27 protein-coding genes are annotated in these 24492 nt (G+C 39.1%); 11 read left to right on the top strand and 16 right to left on the bottom strand.

Translation table 11 applies throughout. The features are described from left to right. Positions 1-27 precede the first annotated feature (27 nt). The 8 genes from ACH8JV_RS09070 to ACH8JV_RS09035 form a co-directional block, all read right to left on the bottom strand. Positions 28-2490 (bottom strand): penicillin acylase family protein, encoded by a 2463-nt coding sequence (locus ACH8JV_RS09070; RefSeq protein ID WP_396520821.1) that lies wholly within the window; start codon positions 2488-2490, stop codon positions 28-30. A 259-nt stretch (positions 2491-2749) separates the two neighbouring features. Then, complete coding sequence (gene pcaD, locus ACH8JV_RS09065; protein WP_396520819.1) at positions 2750-3529, bottom strand: 3-oxoadipate enol-lactonase; 780 nt, start codon at positions 3527-3529, stop codon at positions 2750-2752. 10 nt (positions 3530-3539) lie between these two features. Next, positions 3540-4754, bottom strand: coding sequence for a 3-oxoadipyl-CoA thiolase (pcaF, locus tag ACH8JV_RS09060; RefSeq protein WP_396520817.1), 1215 nt, complete (start codon positions 4752-4754; stop codon positions 3540-3542). Between the two features lie 416 nt (positions 4755-5170). After that, the gene (locus ACH8JV_RS09055) at positions 5171-5824 is read right to left on the bottom strand and encodes a 3-oxoacid CoA-transferase subunit B (protein WP_004739108.1); all 654 of its coding nucleotides are present in this window, start codon (positions 5822-5824) and stop codon (positions 5171-5173) included. Positions 5825-5842: 18 nt separating this feature from the next. Then, complete coding sequence (locus ACH8JV_RS09050) at positions 5843-6514, bottom strand: 3-oxoacid CoA-transferase subunit A (RefSeq protein WP_272299920.1); 672 nt, start codon at positions 6512-6514, stop codon at positions 5843-5845. A 134-nt stretch (positions 6515-6648) separates the two neighbouring features. Then, positions 6649-7569, bottom strand: coding sequence for a catechol 1,2-dioxygenase (gene catA, locus ACH8JV_RS09045; protein ID WP_001081618.1), 921 nt, complete (start codon positions 7567-7569; stop codon positions 6649-6651). 160 nt (positions 7570-7729) lie between these two features. Continuing rightward, entirely contained in the window at positions 7730-8020 is a 291-nt protein-coding gene (gene catC, locus ACH8JV_RS09040; RefSeq protein ID WP_000897235.1) for a muconolactone Delta-isomerase, read from the bottom strand. Positions 8021-8043: 23 nt separating this feature from the next. After that, positions 8044-9150 carry a muconate/chloromuconate family cycloisomerase gene (locus ACH8JV_RS09035; protein ID WP_396520814.1) on the bottom strand — a complete coding sequence of 369 codons (1107 nt, stop codon included), beginning with the start codon at positions 9148-9150 and terminating at the stop codon, positions 8044-8046. Between the two features lie 100 nt (positions 9151-9250). Between ACH8JV_RS09035 and ACH8JV_RS09030 the strand changes: the two genes are divergently transcribed. Continuing rightward, entirely contained in the window at positions 9251-10165 is a 915-nt protein-coding gene (locus tag ACH8JV_RS09030; protein WP_019458833.1) for a LysR family transcriptional regulator, read from the top strand. A gap of 81 nt (positions 10166-10246) precedes the next feature. Next, the gene (locus ACH8JV_RS09025; protein WP_396520812.1) at positions 10247-11041 is read left to right on the top strand and encodes a TorF family putative porin; all 795 of its coding nucleotides are present in this window, start codon (positions 10247-10249) and stop codon (positions 11039-11041) included. 91 nt (positions 11042-11132) lie between these two features. Here ACH8JV_RS09025 and ACH8JV_RS09020 read toward each other — a convergent pair whose 3' ends face one another. Further along, positions 11133-12041: an acetoacetate decarboxylase gene (locus ACH8JV_RS09020; protein WP_396520810.1), complete on the bottom strand. Its 909-nt coding sequence runs from the start codon at positions 12039-12041 to the stop codon at positions 11133-11135. A gap of 319 nt (positions 12042-12360) precedes the next feature. On the opposite strand from ACH8JV_RS09020, the gene ACH8JV_RS09015 reads away from it, so the two are divergent. The 4 genes from ACH8JV_RS09015 to ACH8JV_RS09000 all read left to right on the top strand — a co-directional run bounded on the left by ACH8JV_RS09015 (position 12361) and on the right by ACH8JV_RS09000 (position 16448). Then, a complete protein-coding gene (locus ACH8JV_RS09015; RefSeq protein WP_069123450.1) occupies positions 12361-13191 on the top strand; it encodes an alpha/beta fold hydrolase in 831 nt (276 codons plus the stop codon). A gap of 158 nt (positions 13192-13349) precedes the next feature. Continuing rightward, positions 13350-14588, top strand: a complete 1239-nt coding sequence (locus ACH8JV_RS09010; protein WP_396520808.1) for an NADH:flavin oxidoreductase/NADH oxidase family protein — start codon at positions 13350-13352, stop codon at positions 14586-14588. Positions 14589-14603: 15 nt separating this feature from the next. Beyond that, positions 14604-15671, top strand: coding sequence for a saccharopine dehydrogenase family protein (locus ACH8JV_RS09005; RefSeq protein WP_396520806.1), 1068 nt, complete (start codon positions 14604-14606; stop codon positions 15669-15671). A gap of 201 nt (positions 15672-15872) precedes the next feature. Beyond that, on the top strand, positions 15873-16448 hold the full coding sequence (locus tag ACH8JV_RS09000; protein WP_396520804.1) for a dihydrofolate reductase family protein: 576 nt from the start codon (positions 15873-15875) through the stop codon (positions 16446-16448). Positions 16449-16515: 67 nt separating this feature from the next. Here the strand turns inward: ACH8JV_RS09000 and ACH8JV_RS08995 are convergent, their stop codons facing one another. Further along, positions 16516-17322, bottom strand: coding sequence for a type 1 glutamine amidotransferase domain-containing protein (locus ACH8JV_RS08995; protein ID WP_396520802.1), 807 nt, complete (start codon positions 17320-17322; stop codon positions 16516-16518). A gap of 77 nt (positions 17323-17399) precedes the next feature. After that, the gene (locus ACH8JV_RS08990; RefSeq protein WP_209048150.1) at positions 17400-17816 is read right to left on the bottom strand and encodes a MerR family transcriptional regulator; all 417 of its coding nucleotides are present in this window, start codon (positions 17814-17816) and stop codon (positions 17400-17402) included. Between the two features lie 155 nt (positions 17817-17971). On the opposite strand from ACH8JV_RS08990, the gene ACH8JV_RS08985 reads away from it, so the two are divergent. Continuing rightward, positions 17972-18661, top strand: a complete 690-nt coding sequence (locus ACH8JV_RS08985; protein WP_396520800.1) for a type 1 glutamine amidotransferase domain-containing protein — start codon at positions 17972-17974, stop codon at positions 18659-18661. Positions 18662-18862: 201 nt separating this feature from the next. After that, positions 18863-19231, top strand: coding sequence for a hypothetical protein (locus ACH8JV_RS08980; protein ID WP_396520798.1), 369 nt, complete (start codon positions 18863-18865; stop codon positions 19229-19231). A 57-nt stretch (positions 19232-19288) separates the two neighbouring features. On the opposite strand, the gene ACH8JV_RS08975 is transcribed toward ACH8JV_RS08980, so the two are convergent. The 4 genes from ACH8JV_RS08975 to ACH8JV_RS08960 all read right to left on the bottom strand — a co-directional run bounded on the left by ACH8JV_RS08975 (position 19289) and on the right by ACH8JV_RS08960 (position 22022). Next, positions 19289-20308: an MBL fold metallo-hydrolase gene (locus ACH8JV_RS08975; RefSeq protein ID WP_396520796.1), complete on the bottom strand. Its 1020-nt coding sequence runs from the start codon at positions 20306-20308 to the stop codon at positions 19289-19291. 142 nt (positions 20309-20450) lie between these two features. Next, positions 20451-21020 carry a TetR/AcrR family transcriptional regulator gene (locus ACH8JV_RS08970; RefSeq protein WP_000113715.1) on the bottom strand — a complete coding sequence of 190 codons (570 nt, stop codon included), beginning with the start codon at positions 21018-21020 and terminating at the stop codon, positions 20451-20453. A 119-nt stretch (positions 21021-21139) separates the two neighbouring features. After that, the gene (locus tag ACH8JV_RS08965) at positions 21140-21568 is read right to left on the bottom strand and encodes a hypothetical protein (RefSeq protein ID WP_396520794.1); all 429 of its coding nucleotides are present in this window, start codon (positions 21566-21568) and stop codon (positions 21140-21142) included. Positions 21569-21590: 22 nt separating this feature from the next. Then, the gene (locus ACH8JV_RS08960; RefSeq protein WP_396520792.1) at positions 21591-22022 is read right to left on the bottom strand and encodes a hypothetical protein; all 432 of its coding nucleotides are present in this window, start codon (positions 22020-22022) and stop codon (positions 21591-21593) included. Between the two features lie 215 nt (positions 22023-22237). Here ACH8JV_RS08960 and ACH8JV_RS08955 point away from each other — a divergent pair, with 215 nt between their 5' ends. Beyond that, positions 22238-22486 (top strand): hypothetical protein, encoded by a 249-nt coding sequence (locus tag ACH8JV_RS08955; protein WP_396520790.1) that lies wholly within the window; start codon positions 22238-22240, stop codon positions 22484-22486. A 771-nt stretch (positions 22487-23257) separates the two neighbouring features. Here ACH8JV_RS08955 and ACH8JV_RS08950 read toward each other — a convergent pair. Continuing rightward, positions 23258-23404 (bottom strand): hypothetical protein, encoded by a 147-nt coding sequence (locus ACH8JV_RS08950; RefSeq protein ID WP_396520788.1) that lies wholly within the window; start codon positions 23402-23404, stop codon positions 23258-23260. 50 nt (positions 23405-23454) lie between these two features. On the opposite strand from ACH8JV_RS08950, the gene ACH8JV_RS08945 reads away from it, so the two are divergent. Both ACH8JV_RS08945 and ACH8JV_RS08940 read left to right on the top strand, forming a co-directional pair. After that, the gene (locus ACH8JV_RS08945) at positions 23455-24000 is read left to right on the top strand and encodes a TetR/AcrR family transcriptional regulator (protein ID WP_396520786.1); all 546 of its coding nucleotides are present in this window, start codon (positions 23455-23457) and stop codon (positions 23998-24000) included. A 105-nt stretch (positions 24001-24105) separates the two neighbouring features. After that, positions 24106-24399, top strand: a complete 294-nt coding sequence (locus ACH8JV_RS08940) for a hypothetical protein (protein WP_191109376.1) — start codon at positions 24106-24108, stop codon at positions 24397-24399. Positions 24400-24492 lie beyond the last annotated feature (93 nt).

The raw sequence follows: 24492 nt of genomic DNA, 5'->3' as shown, positions 1-24492 counted from the left end.
CTTTAAAATAAAAATTGGACTAAAACATTAGTAGTTTAAAGTGATGCTTTGTTGAGTTGATTGGTCGATTTCCTTTTGACTCACCGCATCATCTTTACACTTGTAACTTTCAAATAAAGGGAGCTGATCTGCAAAGTGGGCATCAGGTTTTCCATTTTGATTGATAAAACCACTTTGTCCTGGGGCCAAAATCGAACACATGGTGACTTGATTTGGATTTAAGACCACTCTAAAAGTAGCACTTCCCGTATTTCCATAGGTGCTAAGCTGTTGTTCATACGATGGATCAGCCCAAGGAATGCCTACCGAATTTTTGCTAGAAAAGCCCATGGTTGCGACCGGAATTTTCCAGTCATTCGGGTCGGTAGAGTGATATTGATTTGAAAGTTCAGTCAGTGCATTTTCTAAAGCTTTTAATACGACCTCATCTGCTGTTTGTCCTTTTAAGAAATCAACATTCTGAGGAACGCTTGCCTGTTTTCCTTGCAGTGCATTCCAGATTAATTTTGATGCACTCGCTGGCTGTGCACTTCGTGGATCATTATTTACCGGATAAAGCGTATCGGTATAACGCTTATAAATATTTTCTGAAAGGTTTGGTTTGAGTACCAGTTCAATCATTTGATTAAGCCATGCACGTGTAATTGCTGGTGCTGCACCTTGATAATATTTCGCCTCGCTATCAGGGCGTAATTTAAGATCCCAATTGGCAAGTAATGGCGCGACTTTTTTGGCTAACGGTGATGCCTTAGGGCTTTGTGCAGCTTGAATCATAGAAGGAACAAAATAACGTGCATTTAAATCAGACCATGCAGCTGTTTTATTAATTTCCCAAATTTCTTGCTGACTCAGTTTTGCTTTGCTTTCTAAAGGTTCAATTAGTTCATTGACCCGATCAACATAAGAAAAGTTTGACGAATCTGAGCGTAAACCTGCATAGGCTTTGTTATTCCAGCTTGTGACATAGCCTTTTTGTGGATTGTACTCTTTAGGGTTATGTGAGAAGTCATAAAAACCTTGCCACTCCATTGAACCATCACCTTTAGCTGGAAGCTGAATATGTTGGTTTTCAGGACGAATAGGTAAACGACCTAAAGCAGCAACACCAATATTATCTTTAGTATCGGCATAGAACCAAGTGATAGAGGCTGCGACACGCTTGGCTTGAGCAAGAAACTCATCCCAATTTGAGGCTTTGGCTGCATTTGCCCATCCTAATAAGGTTTCAATTTCTACACCTTCCCAGCTACGTTTTTGCGCATACGCCGTATGATTATTTTCATCCCATGTACTTACAAAGCCTTGTTTACTCTTATAAACATCTAAAACATGGTCGGCCTGATTCTTAACTTTTATTTTTACTTGCTTGTGTTCAAATGGAATATATATCCCTTTATATAAATATTCTTTTGAATTACTTGGATTTAGGGTGAGTTGATAAACATCGTTAGTATCGAGTGAACCTACCGTCGAACCCCATGCGATTTTGCCATTAGTTCCAAATAAAATCGCAGGTAAGCCAACAGGAGTTATACCTGTCAAATTATAGCCAGCTCCATGTAAACCAATACTGTAAGTAATTGCTGGTGTATACCATCCTTGCTGTGGGCCATTATATAAAACTGCTTGGCCTTCAATGGTCTTATCACCTTTTAAGACCCATGCATTACTGGCGGTAGGTACACCATCTACCACACTTTTGCCTAAAGCAATGCGAGCTTGAGCTAGATAGGTTTTGGCTGCTTTGTTTGAAATAGGGCTAATGTCTTTAAGTATTTGCTGTTGACGCGCTATAAGCTGTGTTTTTTGTGCAGATTGAATAATAGTTGGAGCACTTGGGTCGTTTAGCCAACGTAATTGTTGATAGACTTTAAGACCTTCTTCTTGGCCTTTTTCTTTTTGCAGTTGCGTAAGCAAATCTAAATTTGATACTTCGGAACTTGCTGAAAAGAAGCGATTCAAAATTAAGCCTACCCAAACCATAGCAATATCTTCAGGTTGCCATGTTGATGGTTTAAAACCATGATCTGTGAACTCTTTAGGCATAAGAGCTGGATCTGCTAAAACCTCTTTAACACGCTTATTAAAACCTGCGGCATAACCTTCAAAAATTGCTCGGTCTTCTGGTGAGAGTGCGGCGAGTTGCTGTTTAATATTTTCCGGGTCAAAACGGCTATGTGTTGCAATATCATATTGGAGATAGTCGGGACCGAGCACCTCGGCAACTGTACCTTGTCCTGTACGTTTCGACATTTCCATCTGGAATAATCGATCAGTCGCTACCGAATAGCCATAACCGTAGAAAAGCCCATAGGTATCATTTGCATATACATGAGGAGTACCGAATTTATCACGCTTAATCGTGATCTGCTTTTGTGTTGGTGTTGAGTCTAAACTTGATGAAGAATTACAACCCGCTAAAAGCGCACCTAAAAGTAATGTTCCATATTTAATTAAAGGGCGTGTAGGGTGAGGCCGAGAGTTCAGCATAGATATGTTCAATTTAGATATCCTTACTTTCATTATGAATAGAAGTGAGCGATTTAAGAATCTTCTTAGATTCACGTCACGGATGAACAAGCCCTGTTCATGAAATTAAAATACTGTTATTTATCCATGTAATTTTCCATTACATTTGAGGTATATATTTATACCTTCTCGAACAAGTTATTTAGTTTTTTATTTTGAGAGAATAAAAAAGGCCATGATTGGCCTTTTTAGAAATGAATAAAGTTTATTAACAGCGGAATTAGCTTACTAAAAAATCTTTTAAGATTTTATTAAAAGCTTCTGGCTGTTCTACATTGGAAATATGAGAGGCATCTATTTCTGCAAGATGTGATTGTGGAATGCGCTGCTGCATAAATTGACCATCTGCAACGGTTGTTACAGGGTCTTGAGTTCCAGCAACCACCAATACAGGAATTTTGATATCTTTTAATTGCTCACGGACATCCGCTTTAGCCAAAGCCTCACAACAATTGGCATAACCCATTGCGCTGCCAGCACTTAAGTCGTTACACAGGTTGTTGACAATTGAAGCATGACTTTGGATAAAGGGATCTGTAAACCATCGCGAAGCTGCTGTAGCTGCGATCGGTTGTAAACCTTGCTCACGTACTAATTTTGCACGGTCAAGCCATGCCTGTTCTTGTCCAATTTTAGCGGCAGTATTTGCAACAACTACATGACTAAAACGGTTAGGGTAGTGAATCGCAAGCCATTGACCTGTTAAACCACCCATGGAAATACCACAAAAAGCAGCTTTGCTAATATTCAGATGATCCAGTAAACGAACAACATCTTCACCTAATTGCTCTACAGTATATGGACCTTCAGGTGTAGATGATGAACCGTGGCCACGAGTGTCATAGCAGATCACAAAAAATTGATCTTTTAATTCATTAAACTGTTTTTGCCACATGCCATAATTGGTGCCCAAAGAGTTTGAAAACACCAGAGCAGGGGAAGACTGTTCGCCAAAGGTTTGATAGTTAATTTGTGCATCGGCAGATTGAAAAGATGGCATTTGTTTCTCCTTAAAGTGCTTCAACACGTTCAATAATCAAAGCAATGCCTTGGCCCACACCAATACACATTGAACACAAGGCATAACGACCACCTGTCTGTTCAAGCTGATTTAAGGCAGTGGTCACTAGGCGTGCACCTGATGCACCGAGTGGATGGCCCAAAGCAATTGCACCACCATTTGGATTTACTTTGTTGCTATCGTCTGGCAAACCTAAATCACGGGTCACTGCCAAAGCCTGTGCAGCAAAAGCTTCGTTCAGCTCAATTACATCCATCTGATCTAAAGTCAGGTTAGCTTGTTTTAGTAATTTTTTAATGACTGGTGCCGGAGCAAAGCCCATAATGCGTGGTTCTATACCTACGGCTGTTGAGGCAATAATCTTGGCACGTGGTTTTAAGTTGTAAGCCTGAACTGCATCATCAGAAGCAATCAGTAGAGCTGCTGCACCATCGTTAATGCCTGAAGCATTCCCCGCAGTAACTGTGCCATCTGCTTTAACCACAGGTTTAAGTTTGCTTAAACCTTCAAGGGTGGTTGATGCACGTGGATGTTCATCAGTATCAATCACAACAACATCACCCTTACGCTGAGGGATTTCAACTGCCACGATTTCTTTAGAAAAAAAGCCTTTGGCTTGCGCGCTTGCGGTGCGTTGTTGGCTCACCAAGGCAAACTGGTCCTGATCTGCACGATTGACCTTGAACTGTTCAGCGACGTTTTCGGCAGTCTGGGGCATGGTGTCTACACCATACAACTCTTTAAGTTTAGGGTTAATGAAACGCCAGCCCATGGTGGTGTCTTCAATCTTCTGGCTACGGCCAAAAGCACTGTCTGACTTACCCATTACATAAGGTGCACGGGTCATGCTTTCTACACCACCAGCAATTACCAAGTTCGCTTCACCTGCTTTAATAGCACGGGCAGCAATGGCAATGGCATCGAGTGAAGAACCACACAAACGGTTAATGGTGGTTGCTGGAACCTGATACGGTAACCCAGCAAGCAGTGCTGACATACGGCCGACATTACGGTTATCTTCACCGGCTTGGTTGGCACAGCCATAGATCACATCATCGACCTGTTCCCAATCTACATTTGGGTTACGCTGCATGAGAGCCTTAATCGGCACAGCGCCAAGGTCATCGGCACGGACAGGTGCAAGGCCACCGGCATAACGGCCGAATGGAGTACGGATGGCATCGATGATATAAGCGTTTTTCATTCTAACTTTTGTCCTTTACTTCAGGCCTTTTTAGCCATTCTCCGTAGGTATTTCACGGTGGCGACATGGATGTCGCCGTGTTGCTCAGCACAACAAGGAAGTTGTGTCTGAGTAACAAAGATTTTTGGTTACTTTTTTAAAAAAGTGACACGAATTAGCTGGTGGTATTTGGCTTAAATAGATAAGACTCCGTTGAGATGCTTTATAAATTTTCATATCAACGAATACCATCACGGCTGTAATCTGTGATATCCGTAAGCTTGTTGTATAAGCGATACCTTACTTTTGAAAGGTCAAAAGTAACAAAAACCTTTGTTGAACAGAGGAGGCTTCCTTGCCTCCCTGTCCAACGGGCGACATCCATGTCGCCTCTCACGATAGTGAATGCTGTGTAATAGGTGTTTGTTGTGTAAACCTTACCCTTGAGTCGCATCAATCAAAGTTGCACCCGTTAAAGCCTGTAACTCATCAAAACTAAGGCCTTCCACCTTTTCAATCACCTTTAAACCAGCTTTGGTCACATCAATCACACACAGGTCAGTGTAAATACGGTCAACACAGTGCTTACCCGTTACCGGATAAGTCAGCTCAGCCACAATCTTCGGCTCACCTTGTTTGGTCACATGGTCTGTAGTGATAAATACTTTCTTGGCACCAACCGCCAAATCCATCGCACCACCAACAGCAGGAATCGCATCCGGTGCACCCGTGTGCCAGTTCGCCAAGTCACCATTCGCTGCCACCTGAAATGCCCCAAGCACCGCAATATCAAGGTGACCACCACGCATCATGGCAAATGAATCGCCATGGTGGAAAAAGCTGCCACCTTCAAGCATGGTCACGAACTCTTTACCCGCATTAATCAGTTCAGGGTCTTCTTCACCTGCCGCTGGTGGTGGGCCAAAAGCCAACAGACCATTTTCAGAATGTAGAAAGACATCTTTATCAGCAGGTAAGTAGCTGGCAATCTTGGTCGGTAAACCAATACCCAAGTTCACATAGGCACCATCGGGAATATCTTGTGCCACACGTTGTGCAATCTGGTCACGGCTGAGTTTCTGGTAGCTCATGTTATTTCTCCTTATTGCTTACTGCGCGGGCTGTACTTGTACAACATGCTGTACAAAGATACCTGGGGTAATGATGTGTTCCGGGTCTAATCCACCTAACTCAACTACTTCAGAAACCTGGGCAATGGTGACATCAGCAGCCATGGCCATGATCGGGCCAAAGTTACGTGCAGATTTACGGTAAACTAGATTGCCCCAGCGGTCGCCCTTGTAGGCTTTAATCAGGGCAAAGTCAGCCTTGATCGGATACTCAAGCACGTAGTCTTTACCATCAATATGACGGGTTTCTTTGCCTTCGGCCAAAAGTGTTCCAAAGCCAGTTGGAGTAAACACCGCCCCAAGCCCCATACCTGCTGCCTGAATACGGCACGCCAGATTGCCTTGCGGTACCAGTTCAAGTTCAACCTTTCCGGCACGGTACAGCTCATCAAACACATAAGAGTCAGACTGACGTGGGAAAGAGCAAATCACTTTTTTAATTGAACCGGCTTTGAGCAGCTTAGCGAGACCATAATCCCCATTACCGGCATTGTTGCTCACAATGGTCAGGTCCTTAACGCCAAGTTTAATCAGACCGTCAATGAGTTCAGCGGGTTGTCCTGCGGTACCAAAACCACCAATCAGAATGGTTGCACCATCTTTAATCTGCGATAAAACCTCGCTTAGTGAGGACTTACTTTTGTCAATCATGTGAGAAACCTTAGAGCATGAGGTAACGTGATGTATTACTACCGCTAAAAATTTATTGAAATTCTTAATGGTAGTAATAAATGGAGTAAATTTTGTGAGTCAAAAGCGAACTTTTAACTCACATACACTTTCAATTAAGCACTAGCGCGACGGCGTTCAACTTCAGTTGAAGGAGCAGCAGCGGCCTCTTTAACCAGTTCAATGTTAAATGTGATGTGTTTGAAAGCGTGATCTAAACCACGGCGTTGAATTTCAGCAGGATCTGTGACATCTACTGCTGTTGCCACTAAACCGTCACGAGTAGCGAAGGCAAAGTCATCCCATAAGTACTCATCACCCTCAATGTTGAATTGAGTAGTCAGCTTGCGGTAACCCGGTGCAGAAACGAAGTAGTGAACGTGAGATGGACGGTTACCATGACGGCCTAACTTGTTAAGAAGAGCCTGTGTTGTACCTTCAGGAGGGCATCCATAACCAACTGGCATAGTGGTTAACGCTACATATTTACCATCTGCATCAGTGAAAATGGTACGGCGTAAGTTAAAGTCAGATTGTGACTTATCAAAGAATGAATAGTTACCTAAACTGTTGGCATGCCATACTTCAACTTTGGCATTTTCAATAATATTGCCATCAGTATCGGTTACCGTACCTTCAATAATTAAGGTATCGATTTTGCCAGTCTCAGTTCCGTCATCCATACGTGCAAAGCCAACTGATTCAGGTGCGCCAGCAACATAAAGTGGACCTTCGATGGTACGAGGTGTACCGCCTGTAATACCAGCTTTGGCATCTGCTTCATCTGCACGTAAGTCAAGGTAATGTTCAAGACCTAAGCCTGCTGCCAAAAGACCAAGTTCATTTGCTTGACCTGCATCGGTAAAATATTCCAAACCTTTCCAAACTTCAGAAGGTTGGATGTCTAAATCTTCGATGGCTTGAAATAAATCCCCAAGAAGGCGCACTACAATTTGTTGAACACGTGCATCAACTTCGCCTTTTGCAGTGTCGACATTCATTTGTTTTACAAGCGCATCAATTTGTTGACGGTTCATACTAAAACTCCTTAAGTATGCAATACGGTTTTGGGTGGCAGCGCTGCGGGCATTTTGTTTTGCTAGCGAATAATTGCCGCCACGTTCCTTGTTACCTTCTGAATAATCTACTTGGTTTTTAAATGGACTTCAGAGATCGCATTTAAAAAATTCTTTCTATTTACGAATCATCATCACGGACAGAAGATGGATGACGGTTAAGTGCCATCACTTCAATGTCCATGTATGGATAGAGAGGTAAACCTTGTAAAATGTTGTGCAATTCTTCATTGCTCTCTACATCAAAAATGCTGATGTTCGAGTACTGGCCTGTAATTCGCCAGATATGACGCCATTTACCTTGGCGTTGTAAGTCTTGCGAATAAGCTTTTTCAACGGCCTTAATTTCATTTGCTTTGTCGGCTGGCATATCAAGTGGAATATGCACATCCATACGTACATGAAATAACATGGGAAACTCCTTATCCTTTTGCCTTAACGACGTAATTTCTCAATCTTATCTTCATCAATTTCAATGCCTAAGCCTGGAGCCGTTGGCAAGTGCAATTCAAAGTTTTCGTAACGTAGCGGTTCTTTCAAAATTTCTTCGGTAAGCAATAACGGACCAAATAATTCAGTGCCGAACGCTAACGTTTCAAAAGTTGCAAATGCATGAGCAGAAGCCATACTACCTACAGGGCCTTCAAGCATAGTGCCGCCATAAAGATCAATTCCAGCCAAACCTGCAACCTTGGCAACTTCACACGCTTCGATCAGACCACCAGATTGTTCAATTTTTACTGCAAATACATCAGCACCATGGCTTTTTGCAATACGGTATGCGCTGTCGGGACCAGTTAAAGCTTCATCTGCCATAATTGCGACATCAAAACGATGGGTGAGGCGAGCAAGTGCTTCTGTGTTTTGAATAGCACAAGGCTGTTCAATTAAATCAATCCCGCCATCTTGAAGCTGTTGAATACCTTGAATACATTCCAGCTCTGACCATGCACGATTTACGTCAACGCGTACACTAATATCTGCACCGAGTGCTTTTTTAATTGCAATCACATGGTCAACATCTTGCTGTAAAGGACGCGCACCAATTTTAAGTTTGAACGCGTTGTGGCGCTTTAGCTCAATCATTTTGCGAGCTTCAGCAATATCTTTTTCCGTGTCACCAGACGCAAGCGTCCAAAGCACAGGTAAACTATTACGCAGACGTCCACCTAAAACTTCGCTTAATGGCACGCCTAAACGTTTGGCCTGAATATCAAGTAGGGCAGTCTGAATGGCACACTTAGCAAAGCGGTTACCATTAATATTTTTACGAATCAGTTTTAGTGTTTGTGCAACATTTAAATCTTTAACTGATGTCAGTAATGGTGCAAAGTAGGTATCAATATTGGCTTTGACACTCTCAGGACTTTCTTCACCATAGTTCAGCCCACCAATGGTGGTGGCCTCACCCCAACCGACAATACCATCCGTGGTCGTAATTTTAACGAGTACCAAAGTCTGGGTACGCATAGTAGTCACAGACAACTGGTGAGGACGGATAGTTGGAATATCCACAAGTATGGTTTCTATGGTTCTATACATGAAGTTTCAACTATTACGAACTTGTTTGTATACCATAGAAGAATGTAATAGCCTAAAATAGATATAGAACGGTATTTTAAGATACTAAAAAGGTATATTAATGGAATTAAGACATCTACGTTATTTTGTTACCGTGGTTGAAGAACAGAGCCTGACGAAAGCTGCGGAAAAGCTTTTTATTGCTCAGCCGCCTTTAACACGCCAAATCAAAAAACTAGAAGAAGAATTAGGGATCGATTTATTCGAAAAAGGCTCTCGTCCATTAAAAGTAACGGAAGCAGGGCTGTTTTTTTACCAGCATGCAGTGCAAATTTTGACGCATACGGCTCAAGCTGCTTCGATGGCTAAAAAAATGAAGCTAGTCGAGAACGTTGTTAAAGTGGGGTATGTGAGCTCGCTTCTTTATGGGCGATTACCGCAGGTCATTTATCTATTTAGACAAAAAAATCCTGACATTCATGTTGAGCTTATTGAGTGTGGTACACGTGATCAGGTCGAGGCTTTAAAGTTAGGAAAAATCGATTTAGGCTTTGGTCGCTTGCCAATTAGTGACCCAGCGATTAAAAGGCTTTTACTTCGCAAAGAAAAATTAAAACTCGCGATTCATAAAAAACATCCTTTAAGTGAGTTCCAAGAGTCAGGAATTTATTTATCTCAAATTATTAATGAGACAATTTTTTCTTATCCAACCACACCTAAACCAAATTTTTCGACCACTATTCAAGCTTTATTTACCAAATTAGGTCTTGTTCCAGCCAAGCTGACTGAAGTACGAGAAATTCATATGGCACTTGGCTTAGTAGCATCCGGGGAAGGGATATGTATTATTCCGGAAAGTGCCTGTGATATTGGTATGAAGAATCTAACTTACTTAAATATCTTGGACTTAGAAGCCTATAGTCCTATTTCTCTATCCATGCGAAACATGGATCAAAGTTCTTATATTCCCAAAATTTTAGATTGTATTGAAGAGATTTATAGCGAAGAAGATGTGTCTAGAAACTTGAATTTATAAACTTTTAAGGTTCTTAAACTGGATATTTCATGTTATTTTAAAACTTTAAACCTATAGGTAATATGTAAAAGGAATTATTGAATGAGAAAAATTTTAGGTTTAGCTTCACTTATTATGTCTACTAGCGTTGTACATGCAGAACAATTAAAAGAACAAGAAAAAACTTCTCCATATAGCGCAAATGTTACTTTTGCTAGCCAATATATTTCACGTGGTTTCCAACAAACATGGGGTAAACCAGCCTTACAAGGTGGACTGGATTATATTAATCCTAATGGTTTTTTTGTAGGGACTTGGGCATCAAGTGTAAGTTCCAACTATCTTCGCGATGCTTCAGTTGAATGGGATTTTTATACAGGTTATTTAAAAACAATCGATAAATTTTCAATTGGGATGTCGGTTTTTTACTACTACTACCCAGGCGCGAAAAGTACACCAGAAACGGGGAGTAGCAGTTATAACTATGGTGAGATCGTACCTCAAATTGGCTATGGTCCTTTAAGCCTTAAATACTTTGTGACTTATACACCAGATTATGCTGGGTATAACTCTAAAACTATGGGTGGACCTGCTGGTAAAAGGTCGAGAGGTTCAAGTTATTTAGATCTGAACTTTACCCAGCCTATCAGTGATACTTGGACTTTTGGCGCTCACTATGGCTATGAAAGAATCAAAAACTTTTCAGAGTCGAACTTTCAGGATGTTAAAGCCGAACTTATTAAAGATTTAGGCGATGGTTGGACTACAGGATTAGCCTATACCAAGGCATGGGATAAAAATGCTTATTATAAAAAGTATAGCAATGGTGAGGCAGGCGCACCTGTTTCAAATCCAATTGATTCGACTTTTACAGTATCTGTAAAAAAGGTGTTCTAAGTTAAATTTATGAGTAATGCCTAATTAACTACGCTTGAAAAGATACCTCTAAATTCGAACTTTCAAACGTAGTTAAAAACGGCCTTTTTATTTATGCTTTTAAATTAATTACGGTAGGCAAATTAAGTACCACTTGAGCATCCTCAATAGCATCTAAGCGTAAAATTTTTGAAGCACCTAATTCATTTAGTAAATTAGTTAAAGGGCCTTCGTTTTTCACAAGTCGTACTTTCTTTGGAAAAAGCTTTTGTGCAAAAGAAAGAATATTAGATTGAACGTCTGTTCGGTGCCATTTTCCATCGACTACATGTAGCATGGTTGCTTTATTAATATGTGTTTCAGAATCGAGACGTTTTAAAGTAGGAACAGCAGTTTTTAAACTTAAATCTAGTTTCCCATTTAGATCAAAAATATTGGCTTGAGCTTCTTTTGAGTTAATCTCGACGTCAATTTTAGTTAACCATTTTGGTAGTTGGTAACCATATACACCACGCACTCTGGCGATTTCAGTATCAACTGGCAAAGCTAAAACATGTGCATAAAAATGACGTTGACGCATCGATTTCATTAACTCTGCAATATGTGAACCACGAGCATTAGGCTTACGGACAACAATCGCAATCGACACTTCGTTATAAGGGTCATTGTCACAAACAGAATAGGTAAAAAACGTAACAGCGACCAATCCGTAACCCGGAAATGGTTGTAATGGCGTTAACTCAACGGGAAGTTTTGCTTTAATCTGTTTAATAGGTGCAAGCATGAGCAGTTGTACATTTGCGCTACGATAATAAAAGTTAGGTGCCCAGACAGGACCTACACGTGATTCCACAATTTTTTTAGGAAAATGACGGAAAAAATCGATGTTACCAACAGCAGGATCTTGAGCGACTTCATCTAAATCGGGGTTCATTCTGAAACGGTCATAATAACCACCTTTGGGTACTTTGACTTTTTGTTGCCCAAATTCAACTTCAGTAAACTGTTGTTTTGTATTCATGAAAGTTCACCTTTACATTAATTGACCGAGTAGCTAATGCTGTATATTTCAAGACGTGTTAATTTAGAACCAGTTCAGAAACTATAAGTTTAAAGTTCACTTTAAAGTCAAGATTTTAATTTTGATGATGAAAGTCTTTGACATTTAAATGAAATAAAAAAGGGGAAAGATGAGAAGAATTTAAGGCGGTACTTTCATATAAATTTTATTTTTAAAAATACAATTAAGGTAATTGACCTTAAAGTTAACTTTAAGCTTAGTATAACTATCTAACCCGTTATAACGAATCAACAAGCAGTTTTTCATCAGGAGAACAAAGATGGGATATGTAACCACAAAAGACGGCGTAGAAATTTTCTATAAAGATTGGGGTCCACGCGATGCTCAAGTATTATTTTTTCATCACGGTTGGCCTTTAAGTTCAGATGATTGGGACACACAATTGCTTTTTTTCCTTAAAGAAGGTTTTCGTGTAGTTGCTCATGACCGCCGTGGGCATGGGCGTTCGAGTCAGGTGTGGGATGGTCACGATATGGACCATTATGCAGATGACGTTGCAGAAGTGGTTAAACATCTGAATATTAAAAATGCAATTCACATTGGCCACTCCACAGGTGGCGGTGAAGTAGCTCACTATATTGCGCGTCATGGTCAGGAAAATGTTAAGAAAGCTGTTCTTGTGAGTGCAGTTCCGCCATTGATGGTTAAAACTGAAAATAATCCTGAAGGTTTACCAAAAGAAGTTTTTGACGATCTGCAAAATCAGGTTCTCACAAACCGTGCACAATTTTTCCGAGACTTACCATCTGGTCCGTTCTATGGTTTTAACCGACCAGATGCGAAACCATCTGAAGGTATCATTGCTAACTGGTGGCGTCAGGGTATGACGGGTAGTGCAAAAGCGCATTACGACGGTATTGTGGCGTTCTCACAAACTGACTTCACCGAAGATTTAAAGAAAATCACCATTCCTGTTTTGGTATTACATGGTGACGACGATCAGATCGTGCCTTATAAAACGTCTGGTGTGAAATCAGCAGAGTTACTTCCAAATAGCCAACTCAAGATCTATCCGGGTTTTTCTCACGGTATGTTAACCGTAAACCATGAAGTGATTAATGCTGACTTGTTGGCATTTATTCGCGAATAATTTAAAGCTTTAAACTTTAAAAAGAGGCCTATTAAGTGCCTCTTTTTTATTTATAAGTAAATGAAATTAAAACTAATAAATATAGAAATGCTAAAAGGTATTGACATTAAAGTTAACTTTAATCTTAAAGTAAAGCCATACTGAATGAGGTCATTCCAATGAAAGTGTTCGAAAAATTAGTATTCCCAAATGGCTCATATGTTCCGAACCGTATTGCTAAAGCAGCAATGGAAGAAAACATGGCTGATTTAAACCACGCACCATCAGAAGAATTAATGCGTTTATATCAAGCTTGGGCAAATGGTGGTGTCGGTCTAATCATTACCGGAAATGTGATGGTAGATCGCCGAGCGATGACCGGACCGGGCGGCGTAGTGCTTGAAGATGAAAAGCATCTGGATACTTTTAAAAAATGGGCACAAATTGGTCGCTCAAAAGGCGCTCAGATTTGGCTTCAAATTAACCATCCGGGGCGTCAAATGCAGTCAAATTTAGGGCAACAAACATGGGCGCCTTCTGCTGTTGCTTTAGATTTAGGAAAAATGTCAAATCGTTTTAATACGCCAATCGAAATGACTGAATCTATGATTGCAGAAGTGATTCAGCGTTTTGCAAATACAGCGCGTTTAGGTGAAAAAGCAGGATTTACTGGTGTAGAAATTCATGCAGCGCATGGTTATTTGTTAAGTCAGTTTCTTTCTCCACTGAGCAATAAACGCCAAGATCAATGGGGTGGTTCTTTAGAAAACCGTGCTCGCATTTTAATTGAGATTGTGGAAGCCGTTCGTAAAGTAGTTTCACCTCAGTTTACTGTGGCAGTAAAACTAAATTCAGCCGATTTCCAACGTGGTGGGTTTAGCGCTGAAGATGCTCAACAAGTGGTTAAAATACTAAATGAGCATGCAGTCGATTTGGTTGAACTTTCAGGCGGTAGCTATGAAGCGCCAGCCATGCAAGGTCAAGCACGTGATGGTCGCACACTTGCTCGCGAAGCTTACTTTTTAGAGTTTGCACAAGAGATTCGAAAAGTTGCCAAAATGCCTGTTATGGTGACAGGTGGTATACGCCGTAAACAAGTGGCAGAGAAAGTAATTGAAAGTGGAGTAGATATGGTTGGTATTGCCACAGCTTTAGCGATTGAACCTAATTTGCCAAATGCTTGGAAACAAGGGCACAATGTTACACCAGAGTTAAAACCAATTACTTGGGAAAACAAGACACTTGCTTCACTTGCAAATATGGCTGTAGTTAAATTCCAGTTACGTAATTTAAGCGCTGGTAAAAAAACAAAACCAAATGTTTCACCAGCTTGGGCTTTAATTTTGCAACAATCAGCGATGTCATGCCGTACCCGCCAATACAAAAAAGGTATGCGTGACTATTCATTTGCTTCTTAATAAGTGAGTTGTGTTATGACAAATCCGAATGATTCAAACTGGATAATTTATGGAGCAAATGGTTACACGGGCGAGTTAATCGCTCGTGAAGCTGTACGCCAAGGTCTAAAACCGACTTTGGCTGGTCGTAACAAAGCTAAGGTTGAAGCACTTGCTCAAGAGTTGGGACTCGACCATAAAGCTTTTGGGCTTGATAACGTAGATACGGTCAGTGAGCAACTCCAAGGTTTTAAACTGGTCATGCACTGTGCAGGGCCATTTTCAGCAACATCAAAACCCATGATGGAAGCGTGTATAAATGCTGGCGCTCACTATTTAGATATTACGGGTGAAATCGCTGTATTTGAATTGGCACAGTCACTGAACAGCCAAGCTGAAAAAGCCGATATTGTGCTTTGTCCGGGTGTTGGTTTCGATGTAATTCCGACAGATTGTGTCGCTGCCGCGCTCAAAGAAGCATTGCCAGATGCGACCCATTTAGCGCTTGGTTTTGACTCTAGAACAGAGTTTTCACCGGGTACAGCTAAAACAAGTACAGAAGGCATGGCTGAAGGCGGAAAAATTCGTAAAAATGGAAAAATTACCACCGTTCCATTAGCACATTATGTTCGAACCATTGATTTTGGTGACGGTAAAAAAAGTGCCATGAGTGTTCCTTGGGGAGACGTATCTACAGCGTTCTATACAACAGGTATTCCAAACATTGAAGTATTTGTACCCGCATTTCCCAAAATGATTTTTGGTGCGAAAATGATGAACTATTTACGCCCAGTATTAAAAATTAATGCTGTGCAGAAGTTTATTAAGTCGCGTATTGAAAAAACGGTTGTGGGACCAAATGAGGAACTTCGCGCGAAAGTACCTACCTATGTTTGGGGTGAGGCAAGAAATACGCGTGGGGAAATCAAAACTGCCCGTATCCAAACAGAAAATGCGTATAGCCTTACCGTAAATGGCTCCCTGACTGTGGTGAATTATTTACTCAAAAATACTGTTAAAGGCGGTACATATACGCCTGCAAAACTGATGGGCTATAAATTAGTGACCGAGCTGCCGGGTTCTGGTCCGCTGGTCATTAATTAAAAGCTTTTATTAAAACAGCATGTTTATAGATAGTCCCGAACAAGGAGTCATTCTTGTTCGGGTTATTTTTAAATATTTCAAGTAAATACGGCCTTATATAGATAAAAAGAAAAACAGAAAACAAAACACTCCATAAGAAATAATTTAAATTGAATATACTAAAAAGCGATAAATTTTTTTCATAACAAAGGAATGAGAATAATGAGAAAACTCATACTATTTCTACATGCATCGCTAGACAGTTTCGTCGAAGGTCCAAATGGGGCAATGGACATAGGTTGGATTGCTTACGATGCCGATTTAGCAAATCATGCCAAAGAAATTTTGAGCACTGCCGATACGGTGATTTGGGGACGAGCGACCTACCAGATGATGTATAATTACTGGCCAACCCAGCTTTCAAATCCAGAAGCTTCAGAGCATGAACGCAATCATGCTGAGTGGATTGAAAAGACCGAAAAAATCGTTTTTTCAACCACCTTAGATACAGTTGAATGGAATAATTCCAGACTGGTAAAAGACTATGTCGAAGAAGAAATTAATAAGCTGAAAAAGCAAGCGGGTAAAGATATGGTGATTCTGGGAAGTCCACGGTTCGCACACTATCTCATGCAACTTGATTTAATTGATGAATATAAAATTACAGTTTCGCCTGTGCTGATTGGTAGTGGCTTACCACTGTTTCAAGGCATTCAGCAAAAGACCAATCTTAAACTTATTGAAAATAAAACGTTTGCTTCTGGAGCCATCGGTCTTCACTATCAAAAGATTGGTTAGTTTTTTCTATAATATTTATATGAAAAAGACGAATTACAGAGCAGGTCTGTAATTCGTCTTTTTAGATTTATTGAATGCTACTTAAACGCTTAACAACTGCTTCGGCAATTTCTTTACTCGACTGAGGGTTTTGCCCAGTAATAATTCTGTCGTCTGAAACTACATACGAGGTAAAAGGAATAAATGCTTGTTTGTATTTTGCTCCGCGTGCAATGAGTCCATTTTGTAGAGAAAATGGAACTTGAGATTTAATACCTGAAAGTGTTTCTTCTATATTTGCAAAACCCGTAACAGTTCTACCTGTAATTAAAGGTTTGCCATTTTCATCCTGTAAAGGTAATAAACCGCCCACGCCGTGACATACTGCTGAAACGATCCCACCTTGGCGATAGATCTGTTCGCTAATGTTTTGCAAAGCTTTATTGTTTGGAAAATCCCACATGGTACCGTGCCCACCCGTATAGTAAATGGCTTTGTACTGGGTAGGATTAATCGCGTTCGGAGCTAATGTTGTCTTTAACCGATACATAAATGCTGGGTCGGCTAAGTGATCTCGTGCTGATTTGTCTAAATAAATGGACTTTAAACTACGTTCATCCAGTGGTACTTGACCACCTAAAGGACTTACAAAATCCATTTCATAGCCAGCAGCTAAGGCCACATCGTAAAAATGAGTGAGTTCAGTCAGCCAAAGTCCTGTTGTATCCGTACGGGAAGGGTAAGCCGAGTGATTGGTCATTACGACTAAAATTTTTCCCTTTGCTTTGGTAAGGCTTTGAGCTTTATCTGACTCTGTGGCATGTACCACATGTGTAGTCAAAAAAATAGCAAAAATAAAGGTTAACCAACGCTGAAAATTCCAAACTTTAAACATGACAGGTTCCTCATTTATCACCTGTTATCCATCGTATGTTTAAAGCGTACTTTAAAGTCAATAGAGTTGTTAAAAAATTACGGTGTTTTTGCTTTGTCGAAATAGAGATTCATGAGTCGTTCTGCATTTTGCTCGCAGGTAATTTCATCGGGTTTGTTGTTGATCGCATCAATCATGGTACGTAAGTTTTGCTTACTCACCTTTAGCTTTTGTTCTAAAAGTTCTATTTCCTGAATTTTGGTTTCAATCGTTTGAATGAGTGCATCATGGTTCCAAACGGCAACTTTCGACGGCAAAAATGCTTTAATTTCTGCTAAAGAAAATCCGACTTGCTGGGCTTGCTGAATGAGAGAAAGTTGCTTCAAGTCATTATCGGTATATTCACGATAACCATTCGATTTTCTTTTTGCTTTAGGCAAGAGTTTGATTTGCTCGTAATAACGAATTGTAGGGGTGCTTAAACCGCTTAGTTTCGATAACTCGCTAATATTCATGGCGCAGACTCTATTGACATTCAAGTTAACTTTAGACTTATAGTCGCTTAAAAGCAAGGTTCATAACTTTACCAAGCACACACTTTCAGTAACAGCTTTCTATGCTTTGATAGACGAAAGAATAGAATTATAAATATGAAGAATGAGGTGAGAAAATGTCTAAACGCATATTACATGTCGTGACAAATATTTCACGCTATAAGGATGTAGATGAACCGACAGGACTGTGGTTGGGTGAGCTCACCCATGCCTATGATGAGTTTGAAAAGCAAGGCTATGTGCAAGATATCGTCAGTCCAAATGGTGGAAAAACTCCAATTGAACCAAAGTCACTTTTGCCGTTAGTTGCTGATAAATCTGTTAAAGACAGAGAAAAAGATCAAGCTTTTATTACGCTACTGGCAAATACATTTAAGCCTTCCGATATTCATTGGGAAGACTATGACGTGATCTACTATACGGGTGGTCATGGTGTGATGTGGGATTTTTTAGATAATCCTGAACTGCAAGAAATCACCAAAAATATTTATGAAAAAGGCGGCATCGTTTCTAGTGTTTGTCACGGATATTGTGGCTTGCTCAATGTCAGACTTTCAAATGGTAAACGACTCATAGAAGGTAAAAAGTTAACTGGCTTTGCTTGGAGTGAAGAGGTTCTGGCAGGGGTAGCGAAAAAAGTGCCGTACAATGCCGAAGAGCTCGCTAAAGAAAATGGTGCCCGTTATGAAAAAGCTTTTATTCCATTTGCACCGTATGTGGTTCAAGACGGCAACTTAATTACGGGACAAAACCCTTTTTCAGCTAGAAAGACAGCTTTAGCGATTATAGAAGCTTTAAAAGCTTAACTTCTTATGTTTGAAAATGTGGTGGTTAACTCCACTACATTTTCTTTACTCTGCTTAAAATAAATTAGAAAGTGGGCACAAAGATACAACTTAAAAGTTTATAATTAATTTTAATATATTGTTTTATTTTGATGTATTTAAAACATCCTATTTAAATAAAAATATTTTTACATAACACGATGAATGAATAAGAGAGTTGTTTTGAAAACTGAATTTATTATTAGATGTATTTATGCACTTTGTCTTATGGGTGCAGGGTTCAACCATTTACAAACAGTTTTGATGCATGGTTTGTTTTGGGACTATAACAATCTGCCACTATTTACCTGTATTTATTGGACATCTTTAACGTTTATTGATCCACTTGCAGCAATTCTTCTATTTTATAGACCACGTATTGGCTTAATTCTAACTTTTCTCATTATATTTAGTGATGTCATTCACAACACTTGGATTACATTAAAAGTGGGCCGCGACTTGCTCAACTATATGTATATTTCCCAATTTTTATTTCTGGTTTTTGTTTTGTGTACAATTAAGTTTCCTTGGAAGGTACATAAGACAAGTTAAAATTTAAAAATCGGAGAGCAAAAGCATTCTTTTACTCTCCAAATAATTTCTTCGAACTTACGAACGCCACCAATAATTTTCGACATTTGGTTCGTTTAAGTTTAAGAGTTCTCCCATTTGCGGTGTGCTAATCGCTAACGCTTTTTCTTTAGCTAAACCGACAATACGTTCAAATGGGTCATCCCAAGCATGAAGTGCCAAATCAAAAGTACCATTATGTACAGGCAACAAATGACGGCCCTTTAAATCGATATGCGCTTGTAAAGTTTGCTCTGGTTGCATATGAACATCGGGCCATTCAGGGTCATAAGCACCAGTTTCTAACATGGTCAAATCAAACGGACCATAACGATGTCCAATCTCTTTAAATCCATCGAAATATCCCGTGTCACCACTAAAAAATACACGTAAGTCATTATCAATAATCACCCACGAAGCCCAAAGCGTCGCATTGCTATCGCCCATACCACGGCCTGAAAAGTGATGAGCAGGCGTAGCCACCAATTTTAGTCCATCTACATGGGTAGTATCCCACCAGTCGAGTTGTTGAACTTTTTCTGCTGGAATTCCCCATTTAATGAGTGTGTCACCCACACCAAGTGGTGTTAAGAAGTGCTCAACCTTATCGTTAAGCTGCATAACTGCATGATAATCGAGATGGTCGTAGTGGTTATGCGACAAAATCACGCCTTTAATTGGCGGTAAGTCGGCAATGCTAATTGGTGGTTGATGAAAACGTTTTGGACCAATCCACTGAAAAGGTGAGGCACGCTCAGAAAAAACAGGGTCGGTTAACCAAAACTCATTACGCAGTTTTAATAAAATAGTCGAATGCCCTAAACGAAATAGAGAGCGGTCAGGCGCACTTAAAAGCTGTTCTTTGGTTAAGCTTAAAACAGGAATTTCTTTGTTGGGTACTGTGTCTTTTGGCTTGTTAAATAGAAACTTCCACATAAGCTGAAGTGTTTTGCCAAAAGAAGGCTTGTGTTGGTTCGGACGCGTATTTCTAAATTTGCCATTGTGCTGCTGAGATGGCATTAAAGGAGAAGGCAAGTCTGTTGTGTTTGAAATAGTCATCTTGTTTTTCCTTATTGGAACAAACCTATATGTACAAATAAGAACTTGGGCTAAGTACTTATTTTGATTTAATTAAATGAGTATTTACTCACTCATTAATTGGTTTAAAAAATAAGGACGCCGTGCATCCTTACTCTTTTATTTAAATTGAAACCGCATGCCAAAACGCTTCAAAGCCAGATTTGCGATAACGCTCGGCTTGAGAAGGGTCTTGGGCAATAAAATTAAGAGTAACTTCGGCAAGTGCACCTAAAATTGAAGCAATAAATAACGGTGGATAATCTCTTAATTTTCCGTCATTAATACATTCTTGAATATTTTGGGTGAGGTCACAAAAGGTTTGCATACCAATTTGTTTGCTTTGCTCGGTAATTTGTTCAGAGGTCGAAAGCTGTGCCATCACTTTACGTTTAAGTGGAGCTTCTAAACTCCAGTCCAAATAGCTTTGCCAGATATGTGACATTTGTGTTTGCAGATCAGCGTTAGTCGGGTAACTAAGCATCATGACCTGACGTAGCTCAGCCTTTAGCGAAAGATATAACTGGTTTAGCAATTCTTCTTTATTACTAAAATAGGTAAATAAAGTACCTTCCGCCACACCAGCAACTTTAGCAATTTTTGAGGTAGACGCACGCTCGCCAAGCTCTGCTAATGTTTCGATAGCAGCGCTTAAAATTGCATTACGTTTATCTTCACTACGAGGACGAGCCATATACAAATAGTTTAATTGAGTGATTACTCAATCATACATGAAAGTATGGAAAGAACAAGTGAAAAAAAGCCCTCAAAGAAGGGCTTTTAGGATTGAGCTATACAACCGAGTAAGAGCGTTTACTCACGGTCTAAGTAAACTTTACCAAGATCAATTTTTTTATAATGCTCAAAATTAGCTTTTTCTTCTGGAACTTGTTCATTAAACTTTTCTGAGTAATCTAAAGTTTTATTTTGATAATTTTTAAAGCTAATATAAATTAATGGTGGGAGGTTTTTATAATCCTCCAAACTAGGTTCAATGAAAAAGTATTCTTTTGTTAGTGGTTTAATAGTAAAACTACCATCATTACTTACTTTTATTGTTGTTGATTTCTCATCAGGCAAATAGAAACCAATATATCCATTTACATTATGTAGAGGCTCTTTAGTTTTACTGTCATAAAGATATCCAGTTGCTTCAGGGGTAAAATATAAGGTTTTTTTAGTACAAGCTGAAACAAGCGAGAACGAAATTATTAGAACAAAAAATGTTAGATATTTTTTCATTTTTTAAATCCCTAAAATATGCTTATTCACGATCTAAATAAGTTTTACCCAAATTAATCTTTTTATAGTGACTAAAACTAGACACATCTTCTGGAACTTGTTGATTATATGCTTCTGAATAGTCAATAATTTTAGGTTGATAATTCTTAAAACTTACAAAAATTTCTGAAGGAAAGTTTGTGTAATGCTTTACATCAGGTTTTATAAAGTAATACGTTGCTGTAACAGCAGGAATGGTAAAGCTACCATCTGACTTCAAATTAACTTTAGCATTATCACTATCAGTTCGACCATTAAACCCTATATCTCCACTTTCATTATTTAATGGCTTATGAGTTTTGCTGTCATAAAGATATCCAGTTATTTCGGGAGTTAAATATAAGGTTTTTTTAGTACAGGCTGGTAGGGTTAGTACAGATAAAATGAGATAGATAAACAAGATATATTTTTTCATTAGAATGAACAGTAGTAGATTAAATGCTTTTGATTAATGATAAGTAAAGCTCATGAACTAGTATGGCTTAAACTTAAGATTTTACTTAAATATTTAAGTAAATGAAAACTATCCTTATTTAAATACCCTCTAATGAACCTTCACAAAAATACCAACTTAAAACGATAGCTAACCGTTATGATCTTTAATGCTTGGCTGTTGGAAAATGAAATCAAATGAAAATTTTTACTGTTGACCAAAATGGCGATTTAACGTGCTCTGCAGGACAAAGTCTGGTTATTAAATTTGATGACGGAAAAATACTAGAGATAAATGACAGCCAAGAACCTTTCGCCGCGTTCCCTGAAGGTGTTCTTATATGGAGTGGCCGTGCTCCGAATCAAGAGGCTATAACTGATTTGCAGTTTTCCCAACTGAGCATCACGCCAGTTGCTAGTAATGGAATTATTATCGTTCCATACTAAGAAGAAATAGCGACATCAATGAGCCTGACCATGTTCGTTACCGATGAAAATGCGCAATTACACCTAGTTAAAGAAAAAAATATTGTGATTGAGCTTAAAAATTGAAAAACCATAGAAGTACTCGAAGACTATGCTAAAAAAGGCCTATTGGTGTGGGGCGGGCGTGAACCCATTTCAGGACTTTCTATAGAACAATTAACAGAAAGAACCGAGAACCTCGGGATTTACCCTATGGCTAGCAATGTCATTTATTTATTTCCATTTAAGTTGCCATAAAAGGTTCAAAAGGGCGAAAAGAATTGATAAATTGGGCAGATACTTGAGTAGGGACACGAGTAGAGTGTTTTGTTTTATGCATTTTTATAAACAAAAATTTAACAATAAATTTTAACTATTTATCCTTACTTTTTAATGATCTATTTTAAAGCAAATGTCATTTTGTATGCTTGACTGTAAGTGGCTTGGATACTATCCTTTGCGGGCTGGCCTACATTGCCAGTCGGTTTTGACGGACCGAGTAGTAAGACCACATCAGAGTTATTCCTTCTGAGGAATACTTATATGTGTGCGCACCCCGTTCCCTCCCGTAGCGGTAGGACGGGAGTGGGACACCTTCGGGTGTGCTGGAGTCTTACCCAGTCCGTCAACCTGCTTCCGTTCTGCCACCATAATTTATAATGCTTTGGCAGAACTCCCAAAAGAAGGAGTTGGCTATGCACATTCATAAATTATTGGCAGTCACTGTCAAAATCTATATCGACACCACTTAAATCATTTTAAAGCAGCTCGATCGCCGTAAGGCTTTTCAGGCTTTAAATCATTACGTCTAAAAAAACTTGCTTCAACAATAAAACTTGAGATGTGCCAAGCACAGTCTTTGCGGCTTTGCTGTGCCTTTTTTTCTCCCAGAAAAGGCACAGGCTTTTTAATCTCTTTTAGAAACAACAAGAATTTAAAACGGTAAAACTATGCCAAATATAGAAATATCTTCAAAAAAACTACATGTTATTCAAACTGCTATACGTCTATTTATAACTTATGGGTTTCACACAGCAGGGGTCGACCTGATTGCTCAAGAAGCCCAGATCACCAAATCCACCTTTTATAAATATTTTGGCTCAAAAGAAGGTTTAATTGAAATGTGCATCACCTTTCAAAAAAGCCTGCTCAGAGAAGAAGTGCTCTCTATCATTTACTCAAACCGTTACTACACTTCAAAAGATAAACTCAAAGAAATTATTGTTTTACATACCAATTTAAACACCCTGTACAACCTTTTACTTAAAGCTATTTTTGAAATAAAACTACTTTACCCACAGTCCTACAGTATGGCGGTTGAATATAGAAAATGGCTACGCCATGAAATTTTTGACCTGATTTTTAGTGGAGAAATTCACGAGCCAAAATTCGATGCCAATATGGTGGTCAACCTTATAGATGGTTTGCTGCTACAAGCTCTAAGCTCAAATAGTTTGGATGAAAGGGATGTGGTGGTGGAGCGGTTTTTTGGGTAATATTTGACAATGCTTAATTCTAAATTTTACTAACTAAAGGTTAGAGATTAATTTAAAGTTATAACTGTAGATCATTAAAACTAAACAAATAATGAGGGGATTTTAATGCAAGATGTGAGGACAGGCTTATTAATACTTGAAAATAAAGAAGTTGAGAATATTGCTGAAGTCTATTCTTTTGAACAAATTAGAGAAATACTGATTTTTGCTCTAACTGATACTACTTCTGAATATTGGACTATATTAGCTCTAAACCTATTGAGTAAAAAATCCGAGTATATTTCTGATGAAATAATCTTAATGCTTAAAGAAATAGCAGGCATGCCAAAAAAATATACACAAAAAACCAGACATGAGGCATTAAAAATATTTAAAAAACAAAATGGAAATACTAATTAGGAGATTTATATGAATTGAATTTTTTAAAGAATATAGTAGTTTATTTAACATAGGCGTGGCTATGTATAGATTGGATATACCACAGTGAAAATT

The organism is Acinetobacter sp. ABJ_C5_2 (assembly GCF_044538485.1).
GTDB classification, from domain to species: domain Bacteria; phylum Pseudomonadota; class Gammaproteobacteria; order Pseudomonadales; family Moraxellaceae; genus Acinetobacter; species Acinetobacter nosocomialis_A.
The sequence above is the reverse complement of the archived record's forward strand: the minus strand, read 5'-3'. Positions and strand labels throughout refer to the sequence as shown.